The following is a 17,169-nucleotide window of genomic DNA, read 5'->3' on the forward strand; positions in this document are numbered from 1 at the left end:
TTTCTGGACAACACCCATGCGTAAGCTATTCAAGCTCGCGAAACGGTGGATTCCACTCTTAGCCGGTGCAAGCACCGTGCTTAAGAATGTGATCGACCTGATCGCCCATTTGCTGAAGTAAGCCCGCGTGACCCGTCTGCCTTCGTAATCTAGGAAGCCAGACTGTCATCGCCGAAGAGCGTTTTGACAGTCAAGGCCCAAACTCGCCCAAAATTTGCCCGCTGACTAGTTTTCGAGCATCAGCTATTGCCTCTTCGAGCCTTTCATAGAGGCGTATGGGAGTACCTTGTTCAGGTAGATTGCGGTACTCCTCCACAAATGCCTTCACCATGGAATTGTTTGTCACCACGAATTTTTGAACCTTGGCATTGCTTTGCTTTGACCCGTAATCGACTACCCATACGTCTTCAACGCAAGTACTCAGCTTCTCTAGACCCAAAAACGCATCTATTGGCAGGAAATCAAGCACTATCACTTTGAGCCCATCGAAGCGATGGTCGCCATGGCATGCGTTGTTGGCGGCGACAAGGTCTTCAACCGACGTAATGCCTGTGAACCGGACGAGCGCCAAGTCCGGGCTCCAAATGATGCTCCAACTCATATCATTCCTTGAATTATTGTTATCGGTAGTTTCGGCCCTCCCACTGATCCGCACCTGACAAGCATCAATTTTTCCCAGCACATCCGCAAATATCTTGAAAGCAAATGGAGTCTTCGTCTACCCGGCACTCTCGTCCTTGAGGAACTGTTCCAGCATCTTCCTGTACCTCGGCCACCTTGGCCAGTCCTCCTTCTGCTCCCACGTCTCCCAGGTACACCGATCCACCTTTTGCATAATTGCCACTTCTTCAATTGATAACCCAAGTGACCGTCGCTTGTGCCGCAAACGTGCCCCGACGCCTTCCGGTACTGGTTCCGGGTTATACCCAAGGAGTTCTGTGACTTTTGGTACCAGCCTGACGGGGAGTTCCTTTGTCAGGTTCTTTTCCCAGTTAAGCACGGTGGCCGCAGTCACCCCCAAGCGGTCGGCAAACTGCTTCTGGGTTTCCCCAAGTTCCCTCCGCTTTTTGGCAATATGGTCGCCAACGGTGACCGGAACTTTGAAAAGCGCCACTTTTCGGACGTATGGCACATATGGTAAGAAGGCAACGCGGCCATGTCCCTGCGGACATTTTGGCAGCACGGCACAGCGCTGCCGCTGCGCACCGGACCAAATTGCGCGGTACCAGGGCAGGCTGAGCGGGCCGCTGCTGGATCGCATTGACTTGCATGTGGAAGTGCCCAGCATCCCCACGTCCGACTTGCTGGGTGCTCCGGTCGGTGAGTCGTCCGGGCAGATACGTGCGCGCTGTCTGGTTGCGCGTGAGCGGGCGCTGGTGCGCCAGGGCAAGACCAATCAACTGCTGACGGCTGGTGAAATCGATGCGCACGCATGTCCGGACGAACCCACGGTCCAATTCCTGCGCTCGGCCGCGTCCCGGCTGGGTTGGTCCGCGCGAGGAATCCACAGGACCCTGAAAGTCGCCCGCACCATCGCAGATCTGGCCGGCAGCGAAAGGATTGAGCTGCTGCACGCCGCCGAGGCTCTGCAATACCGCCAGCATGTGGCCCAACGGACAGCATGAAGTTCAGCGATGGTCTTTGGACACGATCTTCATGTGCGCTTCCAGGTGAACCCACAGCACACCTTCTGCGCTACCATCGCTGCCAGACTTGAGAGGACGCCTCGCGTAATGCCATGAGTACCCATATAGAAACCATAGACCAGATACCCGTGGCACTGGGTGGCTCAGGTGCCGAATTCGCAGCCCAACTGTTGTCCGCTCCCGAGGCCATGACTGGCCTCACGCTCGAAGAGGCACGTGTTGTGGTGGGATATATGACGCCCCGCTTTGTGCCCGCCAACACAACGTTCATACGCGAAGGCGATGCCAGCGACAGTGGCTTCATGGCACTTCTCATAGAGGGTGAGGTGGTGGTGGAGCGCGTGACCATCAACAACAATGAACCTGTCACCATCCGCGTCATGGGCCCGGGAAGTCTGATTGGTGAAATTGGCTTGGTCGACAGCGAGCCACGCTCCGCATCGTGCACGGCCAATACGGATCTGTGGTGCGCCATTCTCACCCGCGACGCCATCAAAGCCATGATCCAGCACGACCCTGTGGTTGCAGCGCGCCTGTTGTTGGGCGTATCTGCCAGCATTGCCGAGCGTCTGCGAGACACCAACCGCCAACTCAAGCTCTATGCCCGTCTTGCTACCGCCATGCGCGAGGAGCTGGCGCATTCCAGCACGCCGGCTTCTCCTATCAAAGGCACATAAGGCGTTATCGCCCGCATATCGCTTTGTCCCACCACCAGATACTTCGCGACGTCTTCGGATACGCACAATTTCGCGGTCCCCAGCAGGATATTGTTGAACACATGGTTGCCGGGCGTGACGCCCTGGTTCTCATGCCCACCGGGGGCGGCAAGAGCCTGTGCTACCAGATCCCCGCCATTGCGCGCCAACGCCTGGGACACGGTGTCACCATCGTAGTTTCACCGCTGATTGCGCTCATGCACGACCAGGTGGGTGCACTGCATGAAGCCGGTGTGAGTGCGGCGTTTCTCAACTCGACTTTGAGCGGTGACGAGTCCTACCAGATCGAGCAACGCATGCTGCGTGGCGAGATCACGCTTCTGTACGCAGCGCCCGAGCGATTGACCACGCCACGCTTTCTGGCACTGCTGGATTCGTTGTTTGAACGCGGGCTGCTGAGCATGTTCGCCATCGACGAGGCTCATTGCGTAAGCCAGTGGGGACACGACTTCAGGCCCGAATACCGTGCACTGACCGTACTGCACGAGCGCTTTGCCGGAGTGCCACGCATGGCGCTGACGGCTACGGCCGACGCGCTGACGCGGGAAGACATCGTGGAGCGCCTCCAGCTCGAGGACGCTCGCGCCTTCGTGAGCAGCTTCGACCGCCCCAACATCCGCTACACCATTGTGGAAAAGCGCGATAGCACCTTGCAATTGCTGCGATTCATTGAGCGCGAGCATCCGGGTGACGCAGGCATTGTGTATTGCCAGTCCCGCCGCAAGGTGGAAGATATGGCCAACACGCTTGTGGACGCCGGCATCAATGCCCTGCCCTACCATGCCGGCCTGGACAACAAGACGCGCCAGACCCACCAAGATCGCTTTCTGCGCGAGGAAGGCATTGTGATGGTCGCCACCATTGCCTTCGGCATGGGCATCGACAAACCCGACGTTCGCTTTGTCGCCCACCTGGACATGCCCAAGAACATCGAAGGCTACTACCAGGAAACCGGGCGTGCCGGACGCGATGGTCTGCCCGCAAATGCCTGGATGGCTTACGGTCTGCAGGATGTGGTGAACCAACGCCGGATGATCGATGAGAGCCCTGCTGGCGAAGACTTCAAGCAGGTCATGCGCGGCAAGCTAGATGCACTGCTGGCATTGGCCGAAGCCACCAATTGCCGACGCATGCGTCTGTTAGGTTACTTTGGCGAACAAAGCCAACCCTGTGGCAATTGCGATAACTGCCTGCACCCGCCAGCGGTGTGGGACGGCACAGATGCCGCACGCAAGTTGCTCAGCACGGTGTACCGCATCCAGCAAATGAGCGGCATGAGCTTTGGCGCCGGTCACGTGATGGATGTGGTGCGCGGCAAGACGACTGAAAAGACCAGCCAGTATGGGCATGAAGCGCTGAGCACTTTCGGGATTGGCGCAGGCTTCAGCGAAATGCAGTTACGCGGCGTGCTGCGCCAGATGATTGCCATGGGCGCCATCCATGTGGACGGGCAGGCTTTCAACACATTGCAGCTCACGGAACAGTCTCGCGCCGTGCTGCGAGGTGAAGTGCCTGTGCTCCTGCGGGAGTCTGCTGCGGAGAAGGACAAGCGGCCCAAGCGAAATGCACGCCTGGGTGCTGTGGTAAAGGCTCCCATTTCCCTGGACAGCGAGGGCTTGCTACGGTACTCGGCCCTGAAGGCGTGGCGCGCCGAGGTGGCACGCCAGCACAATTTGCCCGCCTATGTGATTTTTCATGATGCGACGCTGGCGGCCATTGCCCAGCGGGCGCCTCAGTCTTTGGATGATTTACAAGGCATCAGCGGCATAGGCATCAAGAAGCTGGAGGCCTATGCCGAGGAAGTACTGCGCGTGGTGGCAATTGCCTGTGTCACCTGACTGTGGTCAGGCTAGTGCTGCCTAAATCCGTTCTCAAAGGACATGGCTGCGCCCGTCATGGTGTTTTGCAGGCGGGCAATGGCGCGGTTGTGGCGCTCGCACGATGCGGCCTTTGCGGCTTGTTGACGGTGATGCTGGATAAGCGCCTGTAGCTTGGTACGGCAGGTGTCCAAAGCGCCTGCAAAATTCAGCGCGATGTAGGCGGAGTGATCGTTATGGGTCTGGCGAAATTCGTCAGACCAATAGTTGAACAATTGCCATTTGTAGGTGCCCTTTTCAGGAACCTGAATCGTATCTCTGTGCATATATACAGTGAAAGTCTATGAACACGGATGCTTGTCGCATATCTCATGCATCCCCCTGCGTGTATTGACGCGCCAACCGTCCAAACGGTTGACAAATGATGAAATGCGCATGTAACCAAATGCAGTGGCTTATTGGGTTCTTTGGCGAAATAGATAGAATCCGTGTCAAGAACTCTTAAGGAAGACACCCTAATGTCCGCTCACCATACTGAAGCCACTTCGTCTGACACCGTTGAAGGCGTCGTGCCCATGATCCCGGTGATATTGCCTCTGGCTGGCGCCGTACTGATCTTCCTACTGGCATTCATTGCCGTCTCCATGGCCTGACCCGTCCGGGTTCCTCCGCCCTCCTTCCGCTCAAGATTGAAGAAAAGCCTTCGCGGGCCCTCGTGGCTCCCGAGGGCTTTTCTGCGTGCGCAACTATCCCCGTAGGCCATAGCTGCGCCACCAAGGTGCTACAAGACCATTGCTGTCGGTCATTGACTCGGAAACAGTTGCATTCGTCCTGCCATGCAATCACATCGCAAAACTCCAACCCAATGGATGTATAAAGTAATGCATTTTTTGCATTACTTTTGGATGTAATTACTTGGTAACTCCGGTACCGGTTCATAGAATCGACGACTCATCCAAACGAACTTCCTTCGAAGTGCGCTTGGCGAGTCCCCTTTTCAAAGAGCTTCCCACAGTTTTTTTGAAAAGGCGATTTTCAAACTTAGGAGCTTTTTCATGAATTCACCCGTAATGCAAGGACTCACGCTGGAAGCCCCCAGCTACGTCAAAAATGCGCGCCTCATTGCCTGGGTTGCCGAGATGGCCGCTCTGTGCAAGCCCCAATCCATCTACTGGTGTGACGGCTCCGACGAGGAATACCAGCGCCTGTGCCAGCAATTGGTCGACAACGGCACGTTCAAGAAGCTCAACCCAGCCAAGCGCCCCAACAGTTTCCTGGCCTGCTCCGACCCCAGCGACGTGGCCCGCGTGGAAGACCGCACCTACATCTGCAGCGAGAAAAAGGAAAACGCCGGCCCCACCAACAACTGGATGGCACCTGCCGAAATGCGCGCCCTGCTACAAACCGGCAAGGACGGCCAGAAAGCACTATTCGACGGATGCATGAAGGGTCGCACCATGTACGTGGTGCCGTTCTCCATGGGCCCTCTGGGCTCGCACATCGCCCACATCGGCATCGAACTGAGTGACAGCGCCTACGTAGCGGTGAACCAGCGCATCATGACCCGCATGGGTAAGGCGGTGTACGACGTTCTGGGCGTCGATGGAGCCTTCGTGCCGTGCGTGCATACGGTTGGCGCTCCCCTGGAAGCCGGCCAGGCCGACGTGAAGTGGCCTTGCAACAAGACCAAGTACATCGTCCACTACCCCGAGACCCGTGAAATCTGGTCGTATGGTTCCGGATACGGCGGCAACGCCTTGCTGGGCAAGAAGTGCTTTGCCCTGCGCATCGCCTCCAACATGGGCCGCGACCAGGGCTGGTTGGCTGAACACATGCTCATCCTGGGAGTCACCAATCCCCAGGGCAAGAAATACCACGTTGCTGCTGCCTTCCCAAGTGCCTGCGGCAAGACCAACTTCTCGATGCTGGTGCCCCCAGCTGGTTTTGAAGGCTGGAAGGTCACCACCATCGGTGACGACATCGCCTGGATCAAACCCCATGCGGACGGCAAGCTCTACGCCATCAACCCCGAAGCAGGCTACTTTGGCGTGGCCCCCGGGACCAACTTCCACACCAATCCCAACTGCATGGCCAGTCTGGACAAGGACGTCGTCTTCACCAACGTGGCTTTGACGGACGATGGTGACGTGTGGTGGGAAGGTATGGAAAAGGACACCGGCAAATTCCCCGATCACCTGATTGACTGGCAAGGCAAGGACTGGACTCCTGCTATCGCCAAGGAAACCGGTGCCAAGGCGGCTCACCCGAATGCGCGCTTCACCGTGACGGCCACCAACAATCCGGCGCTGGACAGCCAGTGGAACGACCCCAACGGCGTGGCCATTGACGCCTTCATCTTTGGTGGCCGCCGCTCCACCACGGTTCCCCTGGTGACCGAAGCCCGCACCTGGATGGAAGGCGTCTACATGGCTGCCACCATGGGCTCCGAGACCACCGCCGCCGCCGTCGGCCAGATGGGCGTGGTGCGCCGCGATCCGTTTGCCATGCTGCCTTTCTGCGGCTACAACATGAGCGACTACTTCCAGCACTGGCTGGATATGGAACACAAACTGGAAGAAGGCGGCCACACCCTGCCCAAGATCTACTGCGTGAACTGGTTCCGCAAGGGTGATGATGGCAAGTTCGTCTGGCCCGGCTACGGCGACAACATGCGCGTACTGAAATGGATGATTGACCGCCTGGAAGGCAATGCCAAGGGCGTGGAAACCGGATTCGGCGTGGCGCCTGCCTATGCAGAGTTCAATTGGACCGGGCTGGATTTCACCGCCGCCCAGTTCGATTCGGTCACCAACCTGCACAAGGACGCCTGGAAGCAGGAGTTCGCACTTCACACCGAGTTGTTCACGCAACTCGCCTACCACTTGCCCAAAGAACTCGAAGAGACAAAAGCAAAGCTGGAGCAGCGCCTTACCGCCTGATCCACAACGGAAATGCGCCCATCAGAGGCGCACCAACTAAAAAGCCACCCTGCAAGGTGGCTTTTTTTTTGCCCGGGTAACTACCGAAATCAGGTGCCCATGCGCCCCATGGCCACCCGGATTTCCTCCACCACTCGCGGGTCATGGCATGCCAACTCCCACAGGTGCGCTTCATCACGCCGTGCACGCCACTCGGCCAACTGCTTGAACATGCCGGCAGATGCGAATGCCGCCACGTGCCGCAAAGGCGGTGCCAGAAGCGCCAGAGCAGCGAAGGCAACGGTCCACAGTGCAACCCAAGCCGCCAACAAGTGACCGTCTGACCAGGTATCTATGACCTGATCGGCAACCACCAGCAGAGCAGCCATGGCGGCAGCCAACAGCATGCCAGCCAGCGTACGCGAGCCATCGGAACCCGCGTCAACGCCTACAGACGGCGCCGAATGGGACGCTGCCCTGGGCAGGATGAAGAAATGTGGTTCAGCAAAACGTGCCATGGCGAACTCCCGGGAGAGATTGACTGAACGGAGGGAATAAGTGGACATGGCCAAATCATAGGGTTTTCACTAGTGTTGGTCTACTTTTGGTTAGTGATCATTGTTATTCATATAGTGAATGTAATAAGGTATCGCGAAAGCCATGGAAACCAATGCCCCATTCAACCTGCGTACCTTTGATCTGAACCTGCTCAAGGTGTTTGACGAAGTGATGGCAGGACGCAGCCTGACCAAGGCGGCGGCACGGCTGTCGCTGACACAGCCTGCCGTCAGCAACGCGCTGCGTCGGCTGAGGGCGTCGTTGGGGGACGAGCTGTTGGTGCGCAAGGGCCGCGCCCTGGAGCCCACCGCCAGGGCCACAGAACTCTGGCCCATCGTGCGTGAAAGCCTACGCAACCTGCAAAGCACGCTGGCGCCCGGCGTATTCCAGCCATCGTCTGCCGAGAACGTGTTCGTACTGGCCATGGCAGATGCAACCGCGGCCGAGCTGATGCCCGGCCTGGTGGATGCCATAGGCAATGAAGCACCGGGCGTGAGTCTGCGCGTATTGCCGCTGACGACGCGCGACCCGCGCAAACTGCTGGATAGCGAACGTGCCGACATCGCCATCGGTCACTTTCCTATGGCCATGGCAGAACTGTCCTTGCAGGATCAGAAGGGGGAAGTTCCAACGTACATGCACCACCGTCTGTTCCAGGGCGACTACGTGTGCGTCATGCGTGAGGGCCATCCTTACGCCAAACTACCGCTGACACTGAACCGCTACTGCCAGGCCCGCCACCTGCTGGTAAGCTTTTCCGGACACGCTTTCGGATTTGTGGACGAAGCGCTGGCCGAAAAAGGAGGCAAACGCCGGGTGGTATTGACCGTGAACCAATTCTTCACAGCAGGCAAGGTGGTCGCCAACTCGGATCTGCTGACCGTGCTGCCGCGCCACTTTGTCAACGTGACGGGGTTTGCCGATCAACTGGTACAGCGTGAGTTGCCTTTCAAGGTGCCCACCATCCAGGTAGATGCGGTGTGGCACCATCGGCAAGACGCATCTGCCGCCCACGCCTGGTTGCGATCCAAGGTACTGGCACTCGCTGACAAGGCTTTCCCCGCATGAAACTACAACTGCTATCCGACCTGCACCTGGAAACCGATCCCTACTGGCGCGCCCATCCCAACCCAGATGCGGACCTGCTGGTCCTGGCTGGCGACATAGGCTCCTACCAGCCTGGCAACAAGATGCAGGACCCGGATTTCGGTCTGCGTCAGTTTTCACCATTGCACGGTTGGCCGACGCCTGTGCTGTTTGTACCCGGAAACCACGAATATGATGGCATGGACTTCGACGCCGCGCATGCACGCCTGCGTGAGACCTGCGACCGGCTGGGCCTGATCTGGCTGGAGCGCGCCAGCCATGTGATTCCGGCAAGCCACCAGGCGCCAGCCATTCGCTTCGTTGGCACGACGCTGTGGAGCGACTTTGGCGCGTTGGGCACACCCGAAAAAGCCTACCGTGCCGCCAATTTCTACCTGAAGAAAACCGATACCGTTCGCGCAGGTGAGCCATGGCTGGCTGAAGGCCTGCATGCGCAGGCTCTGGTGTGCCAGCGGTGGCTACGCGAAGCCCTGGACAGCCCGTTTGAGGGAACCACGGTGGTGGTGACCCACTTCGCGCCCAGCCTGAGAAGTGCCGACCCGCGCTATGGACTCACACCGGGGACCGCCGGGTTCTGCAACACGCTGGACGATTTGCTGAAACAGGCGCAGGTTTGGCTGCACGGGCATCTGCACGCGCCCAGCGACTACATTGCAAACGGTTGCCGCGTGGTAGCCAACCCCCTGGGCTATGCCCGCAAGAATGAGCAGGTTTCCTTTCGGCCCGATCTACTGATAGAGGTTGGCACCTAGCGCGGCTGACCAGGCGGGGCGCCAGGGTAACTGCTCAATCAGTGCGCGTTGCGCTTGGTCTCGAACACCCGCTGCAGCACACAGAACACGAACAGGAGCGCACCAATTACGATGCGCGTCCACCAGGAGCTGAGCGACCCATCGAACATGATGAGCGACTGGATGATGCCCAGCGTGAGCACACCAAACAGCGTGCCCACCACATACCCCACGCCACCGCTGAGCAACGTGCCGCCAATGACCACCGCGGCGATGGCATCCAGCTCCAGCCCCACGGCGTGCAAGCCGTAGCCTGACAGCATGTAGAAGGTGAACACCACGCCCCCCAGTGCCGAGCAAAAGCCGCTCAGGGTATAGACCAGCACCGTGGTGCGCGCCACGGGCAAGCCCATTAGCATGGCCGAATGTTCGCTGCCACCGATGGCATACACGGTGCGGCCAAACTCGGTGGAATGCGCTACAAAGAACGCTGCAGCCACCACCAGCAAAGCCAATATGGCACTGAGTGACACCGCGGCGCCATCGGCCCAGAGTGGCACGCGCATCTGCGCAAGGGCCGTATAGGTTTCGTCGGTGATGCTGATGGAGTCGATGCTGATCAAGTAGCACAATCCGCGTGCCAGGAACATGCCGGCCAGGGTAACGATAAAGGCCTGCAGCCGGAAGCGCTGGATCAGCCACCCCATGAACGCGCCCAGGGCCGTGCCCATCAACAGCACCAGGGGAATGGCCAACCACAGGCTCCAATGCTGCTTTTCCACCAGCTCGGCCAGCACCATGGTGCTGAGTGCCACCACCGAGCCTACCGAGAGGTCGATGCCACCCGTCAGGATGACAAACGTCATGCCCACGGCCACGATGACCAGAAAGGCGTTGTCGATCAGCAGGTTCAAGAAGGCCTGTACGGAAAAGAAGCCGGTGTAGGACACCGAGCCGAACACCGCCATGGCCACAAACAGCGAGACCGTTGCCGCCAGCGGCATGTATTTGGGTTCCAGCTTCATGCCTTGCCCCCTTTGCCCATTGCCACTGCGGCCTGCGGACGCACGACCCAGCCATGCACTGCCCGACGGAACTCGGCCGACTGCAGCAGCATCACGACAAACACCACCGCGGCCTTCACCACCAGGTTGATTTCGGGCGGGACGCCTATGGAATAGATCGTGGACGTCAGCGTCTGGATGATGAGAGCACCTATCAGGCTGCCCGCTAGGCTGAAGCGCCCACCGGTGAGCAAGGTGCCGCCCAGCGTGACCGCCAGGATCGCGTCGAGTTCCATCAAATTGCCAGCGTTGTTGCCATCCGCGCTCTTCACATTGGAGCTGATGATGATGCCGGCAATGCCAGCCGTCAGTCCGCAGAACGCATAGACGCAAATGCTGATCAGGCGCTCACGCACGCCAGCCAGGCGTGCCGCCGCAGGGTTGATGCCTATGGCCTGGATGAACAGCCCCAGCGCCGTTCGCGTAACCACCAGATGCACCAGAAGATAGACAGCCGCCGCGATGAACAGCGCAAACGGCAAACCCCAGAGAAAGCCGTTGCCAAAGTAGAAGAAGGGTGTGTAGTACACGGTCACGATCTGGCCACCGGTTACCAATTGCGCGATGCCGCGCCCGGCCACCATCAGGATCAGCGTGGCAATGATGGGCTGCAGCCCAATCTTGGCCACCAGCAGACCATTCCACAGGCCGCAGGCCAGCGACGCCAGCAGCGCGCACCCAATCGCCAAGGGCATGGGAAAGCGGCTGACCCGCATCGGCACGCCGTTCTCTATGACCAGCGTCCCGCCAATCATCAATGCGGCCACGGAGGCGCTGATGGCCACCACCGCTCCCACCGAGATATCAATGCCCCGAGTGGCAATCACCAGCGTCATGCCCAAGGCCACCAGCATCAGAGGTGCTGCGCGGTTGAGAATGTCGATGACGCTGCCATACAAGTGCCCATCGCGCCACTGCAAGACCCAGAAGCCTGGGTTCAGGCTGGCATTGACCACCAGAATCATCACCAGCGTCACTACCGGCCACAACAAGGGATGCGTACGCAGGCGGGTAACCAGGCCTGCTTGGAAAGCTGTCGCGCTCATGCCTGCCCCGCAATCATGGCGTAGACCGCATGGTCGGCGCTGCCGGCGGGAAGCTCTCCCACCTTGGCTCGGTCACGCATCACCACAATGCGGTCCGAGACCCGCACCACTTCTTCCATCTCGGAGGAGATGAAGAGCACCGCCATGCCTTGCCGTGCCAGGGACAAAATTTCGTTCATGATTTCCTGTTTCGCTGCGATGTCTACGCCGCGTGTGGGTTCGTCCAGAATCAGCAGGCAGGGCTGGGTCGCCAGCCAGCGCGCAAGTACGGCCTTTTGCTGATTGCCGCCCGAGAGCTGCCCCATGGGGGTCTCGATGCTGGCGGTTTTGATACCCAGCGCCGCCACATATTTTTCGGCCAGTGCCGTCTGCTGTGCCATGGAGATGAAAGGCCACAAACCCTGACGCGCCTGCAAGGCCAACGCGATGTTTTCGCGCACCGACAGCTCGGCAATGATGCCTTCGGCCTTGCGGTCTTCTGGGCACAGGCCCAGCCCCAGACGAATGGCATGCGCGGGCGAATCCATGTGCACGCTTTCGCCCTGCAGCACCATGGTTCCCGCATCGCTGCGATCCAGCCCGAACAGCAAACGGGCCAGTTCGGTTCGACCAGAGCCCAGCAAACCACCCAGCCCCACCACTTCGCCACGGTGCAGCGTCAGGTCCAGCGGCTTGACCTGACCTCGGCGCCCCAGGCCGGTGACCTTCAGCAACTCGGGAGCCTGTGTCGCCGCCTCGGACAGTGCGCTGGAAGCTGGCGTCAGACCGGCGACCATGTCGCGCCCGACCATGGCTGATATCAGTGCACTGTGCCCCAGCTCCGCAGCCGGATACTCACCCACCAGTTCGCCATTGCGCAGCACGGTGATGCGGTCACACAGCGCATAGACCTGGTCCAGAAAATGGGTCACAAACAGAATGGCCAGACCTTGGTCGCGCAGTTGGCGCAGCACCGCAAAAAGGCGCTCCACCTCTTCATCGTCCAGACTGGAGGTTGGCTCGTCCAGTATCAGCACCTTGGCTGAAATGCTTAGCCCGCGCGCAATGGCCACCATCTGCTGCACGGCCACCGAGTAGCTGCCCAGCGTCTGGGTGACATCGATATCCAGGTTCAGGCGGGCCAGCAGTTCCGACGCCTCGCGGTGCATGCGCTGCCAGTCAATCGCCCAGGCCTTGACGGCACCATGGCGCGGATAACGCCCTGCATAGATGTTCTCGGCCACCGAAAGATTGGTGCAGAGGTTGACCTCCTGGTACACCGTGCTGATACCCAGGTTCTGGGCCTGTACCGGTGAAGTCGCATGGATGCTGCGCCCTTCCAGCCGCATGTCGCCCTGGTCTGCGCGGTGCACGCCGGTCAGTACCTTGATCAGGGTGGACTTGCCAGCCCCGTTCTGCCCCATCAGCGCGTGCACTTCGCCGGCAAACAGTCGCAAATTCACGCCGCTCAATGCCTGCGTTCCGCCAAAGTGTTTGGCCACACCGGAGAGCTCCAGTACCGGAGCAGTCTGTGGTTTGTTGGTCATTGTCCTTGCGCCTCATGAAGAACAAGCCACACCGTGGCCTGTCCTCTGAACCATCCCCGCTAACACCGGAGATGTAGATGATTGACTGAGCCCTGAGGCTGGATCAGTACTTGCGGTTGGGGAACTCTTTGGCCGCCACTTCCATCGGAAAGATGCCTTCCTGCGTCACGATGCGACGGGGCAGGGTCTTGCCGGCCACCAAATCCTTGACGGCAGACATCAGCTGCGGTCCAAGCAGCGGGCTGCATTCCACGGTGACGTCCAGCTTGCCGGCCATCATGGCTTCGAAAGCACCCTTGACCGCATCCACCGAGATGATGGTGATGTCCTTGGAAGGCTTCAGACCGGCTTCTTCGATCGCCTGGATGGCACCAATGGCCATGTCGTCGTTGTGTGCATACAGCACATTGATCTTCTTGCCCTCGGCCTTCAGGAAGGCTTCCATGACTTCCTTGCCCTTGGCACGGGTGAAGTCGCCAGTCTGCGAGCGGATGATCTTGATGCGGGGGTTGGCCTTGATGATCTCTTCAAAACCTTTCTTGCGGTCAATCGCAGGACCGGAACCCACGGTGCCCTGCAATTCCACAACGTTTACGTCGCCCGTGGTGTTCTTGACCTTTTCCAGCAGCCAGCGGCCCGCCTTGCGGCCTTCTTCGGTGAAGTCGGAACCCATGAAGGTCACGTACAGCGAGGTGTCCTTGGAGTCCACCGAGCGGTCGGTCAAGATCACAGGGATCTTCGCGGCCTTGATTTCCTTGAGAACCGTATCCCAGCCGGACTCCACCACGGGGGCAAAGGCGATCACATCCACTTTCTGCGCAATGAAGGAGCGCAGCGCCTTGATCTGGTTCTCCTGCTTTTGCTGCGCATCGGAGAACTTGAGGTCAATGCCTTCCTTCGCTGCGGTGTCCTTGATGGAGGCCGTGTTGGCGCTGCGCCACTCGCTTTCGGCTCCGATCTGGCTGAAACCCAATACGATTTTTTTCTCGGCAAATGCGCTCAATGGCAGACTGGCTGCGAAAGGCGCAATGGCCAGCGAGGCAATCAGGGTACGGCGGTTCTGTTTCATCGATGTCTCCTAGAGTTTGTGTAATGGAACGGGTACAAGCCATGTAGGAGAGCCGCCCGTATCCAGCACCCCCGTCTCAACCACTGCAAGGCGATGTCAAGCACCGCTTTACCCTACAGAAGTGGGCGGATGATACGAAGGCGACCTATATCTATCCAATAGAGATTTGCAGTCTTGCTATTGCCAAAGAGACATTGGGGAATGTTCTCTGTTCAAAAAGAAAAATAACAAGTGTTGTTAAAAAATTTCAAGCTAAATCCTTGTTATTTTTGTCAATTTGACATTGCAAATCAGGCATTGAAAGTATCAATTATTTGATTTTCCTTTATCAATCACCGTTGCTAGCATGCAAGGCGCTCTTGCTGCCTCACCAACCAGTCCTTCGACCATGCCCGAAACTACCGCTCCTTCCATCCATTGGCTGCACCACGCCGGCCAGCACCTGGGATTGGTTCCCGATCTGGCAGGCGGCGTAGCGGCATGGCAATTGGAACGGCCTGAAGGAGCACTCCATCTCTGGCGGCCCTGGGATGGGCGAAATCTGGATCGCTACTCTCTGGCCTCATTTCCGATGGTGCCGTGGTCCAACCGCATCAGCGAGGGCGGCTTCACGCAGGATGGTGTCTTTCATCCGGTAGCGCTCAACCGCGTCGGCGAGCCCTATCCCATCCACGGAGACGGTTGGCTGCAAACCTGGAACCTGGAGCAGCCTGCAGATGACACTGTGGAAATGACCTTGTCTTCCGAGCAGTTCGCGGGCAATCCGTATGCCTACCAAGCGTTGCAACGCTTCGTGTTGCGTGAAGACGGTATGGACCAAACCCTGAGCGTGACCCATACCGGCAAGCAACCCTTGCCCTATGGCCTGGGACAGCACCCCTGGTTCCTGCGTACGCCCCAAACACGTCTGCATGCCAATGTACAAGGCGTGTGGCTCAGCGGCGTCGACCCGATGCCGGTCGCCCACAGCAGCACCTTCCCGCCCAGTTGGGATCCCCGTGCAGGGCTTGACGTGAACGGCACGCTGGTGGACAACGCCTATACCGGCTGGTCCGGCAGTGCGCGCATTGAATGGCCCGAAAACAATCTGCAGTTGGAGATGCGCGTCCCTGCCGTGGCAGACAGCGGGCGCAACGATGGTTTTTGCCTGCTCTACCGGCCACCTCAGGGACCGGCCTTCTGCTTTGAACCGGTGACACAGCCGATTGATGCTTTCCATGTGGAGGGGCGCCCCGGTCTGCAGGTACTGCAAACCGGCCAGACGCTGACATTGCACGTGGAATGGCGTTTTTCCGGCCTGGAATAAGGTTTAGCGCGCGTTCAGGCCATCGAAACAGGTGGACATCACCAGATCGATGATTTGCTCATCGCTGTACTGGCCGCCCATCTTCAGGAACTCCAGCACCGGATCGCAAGCCCGGGCATATACGGTGTACAGAATCGCAATGGCCGGTATCCCCCGGTTGAGCGTGCCCTGATCCTGCGCAGCCTCTATCCAGCCGCCCAGCACATCGCTTGCTTCCATCAGGCCGTCCATATAGTCTGCATTGGCCATCAGGGTGGCGCGCAGCTTGGAGTTCTGGCTGGGAAGCGAAGGCATCTCTCCAGCAAGCTTGACTTCCATGATCCAGCGCACCACCGCGCGCAAGTTTTCCAGGGGCGGTGCCTGCTCAGGCAATGTGGCGATAAAGGCTTGCGCCCGTCGCATCACGCTGACCATGGCGGCCGCAGCCAAGTCTTCCTTGCTGGGGAAATGCTTGTACAGGCTCGCCTTGGCAATGCCGACTGACGCGGCCACTTCGTCCACCGTCATGGCCTCAAAACCCTTTTCAGCCAGCAGCAGATTGACGGTGCGGATGATGGCGTCTTCCCGTGCCTGGAGCATCTGCTCCTTGAAGGAGACTTTGACAACGTTGCGGGAGTTCATGGCCACAGTTTAGCCAGCAACGTCACTTTGTGGATCTTGGGGTTATTTTGTGACTGACGGGTTTTGACGGCTTGCCCAAGGACGCCCGCGCGCCAGCCTCCAAGGCCTTGGTCAATCGGTCTATCACGTCCGAGCTCAGGTTCCAGCAATGCCAGTACAGACTCACGGGCAAACTGAATGCCGGAACCAGGTTCACCAACTCACCACTGTCAATGCGGCTTTGCACCAGCATCTGCGGCACTACGCTGGCGCCCCAGCCCGACAACACCGCGTGCACCTGGCCTTCGGTGCTGGGTACAAAGCGCTGGCTCAACGCCACCCGCCGCAGCCCCAATGCGCCACCGACAAACTCGGCCTGCAAATCGTCCTTGCGGTTGAATGCAATGAAGGGAATCTGGCGGAAGTTATGCGGCGTGAGCCCCTGCGGGCACTGCGCCTGCGCGTACTCCCGGTTGGCCACCGCTACATAGTGCATGTCGCCCAGGGCCATCACCTTGCAACCGCGCAGCGCCTGCTTGAGCGTGGTGACGCAGCCCAATACCTGCCCTTCGCGCAGCCACTCGTGGGTGAAATCCTGGTCATCGGTAATGATCTCCAGCGGCAACCCGTCATGGACCAGATGGCTCAGGGCGGGCAGTGCCCAGGTGGCAATGCTGTCGGCGTTGACGGCAATCGAGATGCGGTCTTCTTCGCGCTGGGCATTGGCGCCGGGTGTCAGCTCGTGCAGATCATTTTCCAGATCGGCGCGCAGCAGGCGCAGCTGGACGGCATGCTTGATCAACAGACGACCTGCGGTGGTGGGGCGCAAGGGCCGACTGCGCACCAGCAGCACGGTGCCGACCTGGGCCTCCAATGAGCGCAGACGTTGGGACACGGCCGACTGGGTGATGGACAGGCGCACCGCGGCACGCTCAAAACCACCCTCCTCCACGATGGCCGCAAGGCACTCCAAGGCATCTGCATCAAAAGTTCGCATGGCTTCTATTATTAACGCCGCTAATGATTTCGGAAAATATGGCAGTTTGACTTCCGTCATTTGGCGCC

The 17,169-nt window shown here is 59.1% G+C and carries 17 protein-coding genes and 1 pseudogene; 9 read left to right on the forward strand and 9 right to left on the reverse strand.

What is annotated here, in order from left to right; translation table 11 throughout:
• Positions 1-190: 190 nt before the first annotated feature.
• Entirely contained in the window at positions 191-601 is a 411-nt protein-coding gene (locus AAGF34_RS06545; protein WP_342619811.1) for a hypothetical protein, read from the reverse strand.
• A gap of 487 nt (positions 602-1,088) precedes the next feature.
• Between AAGF34_RS06545 and AAGF34_RS06550 the strand changes: the two are divergent.
• From AAGF34_RS06550 to recQ, 4 genes and pseudogenes are all read left to right on the forward strand, one after another.
• Positions 1,089-1,238 (forward strand): annotated as a pseudogene (locus AAGF34_RS06550) (ATP-binding protein); the annotation flags it as partial.
• Positions 1,239-1,271: 33 nt separating this feature from the next.
• Positions 1,272-1,625: a hypothetical protein gene (locus AAGF34_RS06555; RefSeq protein WP_342621049.1), complete on the forward strand. Its 354-nt coding sequence runs from the start codon at positions 1,272-1,274 to the stop codon at positions 1,623-1,625.
• A 113-nt stretch (positions 1,626-1,738) separates the two neighbouring features.
• Positions 1,739-2,323: a cyclic nucleotide-binding domain-containing protein gene (locus AAGF34_RS06560; RefSeq protein ID WP_342619812.1), complete on the forward strand. Its 585-nt coding sequence runs from the start codon at positions 1,739-1,741 to the stop codon at positions 2,321-2,323.
• 17 nt (positions 2,324-2,340) lie between these two features.
• Positions 2,341-4,200, forward strand: a complete 1,860-nt coding sequence (gene recQ / locus AAGF34_RS06565) for a DNA helicase RecQ (RefSeq protein WP_342621050.1) — start codon at positions 2,341-2,343, stop codon at positions 4,198-4,200.
• 11 nt (positions 4,201-4,211) lie between these two features.
• Here the strand turns inward: recQ and AAGF34_RS06570 are convergent, their stop codons facing one another.
• Positions 4,212-4,505, reverse strand: coding sequence for a hypothetical protein (locus AAGF34_RS06570; protein WP_342619813.1), 294 nt, complete (start codon positions 4,503-4,505; stop codon positions 4,212-4,214).
• Between the two features lie 192 nt (positions 4,506-4,697).
• Between AAGF34_RS06570 and AAGF34_RS06575 the strand changes: the two genes are divergently transcribed.
• Both AAGF34_RS06575 and AAGF34_RS06580 read left to right on the forward strand, forming a co-directional pair.
• A complete protein-coding gene (locus AAGF34_RS06575; protein ID WP_342619814.1) occupies positions 4,698-4,832 on the forward strand; it encodes a hypothetical protein in 135 nt (44 codons plus the stop codon).
• A gap of 402 nt (positions 4,833-5,234) precedes the next feature.
• Positions 5,235-7,118 (forward strand): phosphoenolpyruvate carboxykinase (GTP), encoded by a 1,884-nt coding sequence (locus AAGF34_RS06580; RefSeq protein ID WP_342619815.1) that lies wholly within the window; start codon positions 5,235-5,237, stop codon positions 7,116-7,118.
• 89 nt (positions 7,119-7,207) lie between these two features.
• Here AAGF34_RS06580 and AAGF34_RS06585 read toward each other — a convergent pair whose 3' ends face one another.
• Entirely contained in the window at positions 7,208-7,615 is a 408-nt protein-coding gene (locus tag AAGF34_RS06585) for a hypothetical protein (protein ID WP_342619816.1), read from the reverse strand.
• Between the two features lie 142 nt (positions 7,616-7,757).
• On the opposite strand from AAGF34_RS06585, the gene AAGF34_RS06590 reads away from it, so the two are divergent.
• Together AAGF34_RS06590 and AAGF34_RS06595 are read left to right on the forward strand one after the other, a co-directional pair.
• Positions 7,758-8,723 (forward strand): LysR family transcriptional regulator, encoded by a 966-nt coding sequence (locus tag AAGF34_RS06590; protein ID WP_342619817.1) that lies wholly within the window; start codon positions 7,758-7,760, stop codon positions 8,721-8,723.
• Complete coding sequence (locus tag AAGF34_RS06595) at positions 8,720-9,514, forward strand: metallophosphoesterase (protein ID WP_342619818.1); 795 nt, start codon at positions 8,720-8,722, stop codon at positions 9,512-9,514. The genes AAGF34_RS06590 and AAGF34_RS06595 overlap by 4 nt, the downstream gene beginning before the upstream one ends.
• A 38-nt stretch (positions 9,515-9,552) precedes the next feature.
• Here the strand turns inward: AAGF34_RS06595 and yjfF are convergent, their stop codons facing one another.
• The 4 genes from yjfF to AAGF34_RS06615 all read right to left on the reverse strand — a co-directional run bounded on the left by yjfF (position 9,553) and on the right by AAGF34_RS06615 (position 14,198).
• Positions 9,553-10,518, reverse strand: coding sequence for a galactofuranose ABC transporter, permease protein YjfF (gene yjfF, locus AAGF34_RS06600; protein WP_342619819.1), 966 nt, complete (start codon positions 10,516-10,518; stop codon positions 9,553-9,555).
• A complete protein-coding gene (locus AAGF34_RS06605; RefSeq protein WP_342619820.1) occupies positions 10,515-11,603 on the reverse strand; it encodes an ABC transporter permease in 1,089 nt (362 codons plus the stop codon). The genes yjfF and AAGF34_RS06605 overlap by 4 nt, the downstream gene beginning before the upstream one ends.
• Positions 11,600-13,129, reverse strand: coding sequence for a sugar ABC transporter ATP-binding protein (locus AAGF34_RS06610; protein ID WP_342619821.1), 1,530 nt, complete (start codon positions 13,127-13,129; stop codon positions 11,600-11,602). Before AAGF34_RS06610 ends, AAGF34_RS06605 begins: the two co-directional genes overlap by 4 nt.
• Positions 13,130-13,232: 103 nt before the next feature.
• The gene (locus AAGF34_RS06615; RefSeq protein ID WP_342619822.1) at positions 13,233-14,198 is read right to left on the reverse strand and encodes an ABC transporter substrate-binding protein; all 966 of its coding nucleotides are present in this window, start codon (positions 14,196-14,198) and stop codon (positions 13,233-13,235) included.
• 388 nt (positions 14,199-14,586) lie between these two features.
• Here AAGF34_RS06615 and AAGF34_RS06620 point away from each other — a divergent pair, with 388 nt between their 5' ends.
• Entirely contained in the window at positions 14,587-15,504 is a 918-nt protein-coding gene (locus AAGF34_RS06620; protein ID WP_342619823.1) for an aldose 1-epimerase, read from the forward strand.
• A 3-nt stretch (positions 15,505-15,507) separates the two neighbouring features.
• On the opposite strand, the gene AAGF34_RS06625 is transcribed toward AAGF34_RS06620, so the two are convergent.
• A complete protein-coding gene (locus tag AAGF34_RS06625) occupies positions 15,508-16,125 on the reverse strand; it encodes a helix-turn-helix domain-containing protein (protein WP_342619824.1) in 618 nt (205 codons plus the stop codon).
• A gap of 22 nt (positions 16,126-16,147) precedes the next feature.
• Positions 16,148-17,101, reverse strand: a complete 954-nt coding sequence (locus AAGF34_RS06630) for a LysR family transcriptional regulator ArgP (RefSeq protein WP_342619825.1) — start codon at positions 17,099-17,101, stop codon at positions 16,148-16,150.
• Positions 17,102-17,169 lie beyond the last annotated feature (68 nt).

The organism is Rhodoferax sp. GW822-FHT02A01, from assembly GCF_038784515.1.
Classification (GTDB): domain Bacteria; phylum Pseudomonadota; class Gammaproteobacteria; order Burkholderiales; family Burkholderiaceae_C; genus Allorhodoferax.

Excerpts from the sequence above, each read along its gene's own strand:
- AAGF34_RS06545 (WP_342619811.1), bottom strand. The coding sequence starts at position 601 with ATGAGTTGGAGCATCATTTGGAGCCCGGACTTGGCGCTCGTCCGGTTC.
- AAGF34_RS06560 (WP_342619812.1), top strand. The coding sequence starts at position 1,739 with ATGAGTACCCATATAGAAACCATAGACCAGATACCCGTGGCACTGGGT.
- AAGF34_RS06570 (WP_342619813.1), bottom strand. The coding sequence starts at position 4,505 with ATGCACAGAGATACGATTCAGGTTCCTGAAAAGGGCACCTACAAATGG.
- AAGF34_RS06575 (WP_342619814.1), top strand. The coding sequence starts at position 4,698 with ATGTCCGCTCACCATACTGAAGCCACTTCGTCTGACACCGTTGAAGGC.
- AAGF34_RS06580 (WP_342619815.1), top strand. The coding sequence starts at position 5,235 with ATGAATTCACCCGTAATGCAAGGACTCACGCTGGAAGCCCCCAGCTAC.
- AAGF34_RS06585 (WP_342619816.1), bottom strand. The coding sequence starts at position 7,615 with ATGGCACGTTTTGCTGAACCACATTTCTTCATCCTGCCCAGGGCAGCG.
- AAGF34_RS06590 (WP_342619817.1), top strand. The coding sequence starts at position 7,758 with ATGGAAACCAATGCCCCATTCAACCTGCGTACCTTTGATCTGAACCTG.
- AAGF34_RS06595 (WP_342619818.1), top strand. The coding sequence starts at position 8,720 with ATGAAACTACAACTGCTATCCGACCTGCACCTGGAAACCGATCCCTAC.
- yjfF (WP_342619819.1), bottom strand. The coding sequence starts at position 10,518 with ATGAAGCTGGAACCCAAATACATGCCGCTGGCGGCAACGGTCTCGCTG.
- AAGF34_RS06605 (WP_342619820.1), bottom strand. The coding sequence starts at position 11,603 with ATGAGCGCGACAGCTTTCCAAGCAGGCCTGGTTACCCGCCTGCGTACG.
- AAGF34_RS06610 (WP_342619821.1), bottom strand. The coding sequence starts at position 13,129 with ATGACCAACAAACCACAGACTGCTCCGGTACTGGAGCTCTCCGGTGTG.
- AAGF34_RS06615 (WP_342619822.1), bottom strand. The coding sequence starts at position 14,198 with ATGAAACAGAACCGCCGTACCCTGATTGCCTCGCTGGCCATTGCGCCT.
- AAGF34_RS06620 (WP_342619823.1), top strand. The coding sequence starts at position 14,587 with ATGCCCGAAACTACCGCTCCTTCCATCCATTGGCTGCACCACGCCGGC.
- AAGF34_RS06625 (WP_342619824.1), bottom strand. The coding sequence starts at position 16,125 with ATGAACTCCCGCAACGTTGTCAAAGTCTCCTTCAAGGAGCAGATGCTC.
- AAGF34_RS06630 (WP_342619825.1), bottom strand. The coding sequence starts at position 17,101 with ATGCGAACTTTTGATGCAGATGCCTTGGAGTGCCTTGCGGCCATCGTG.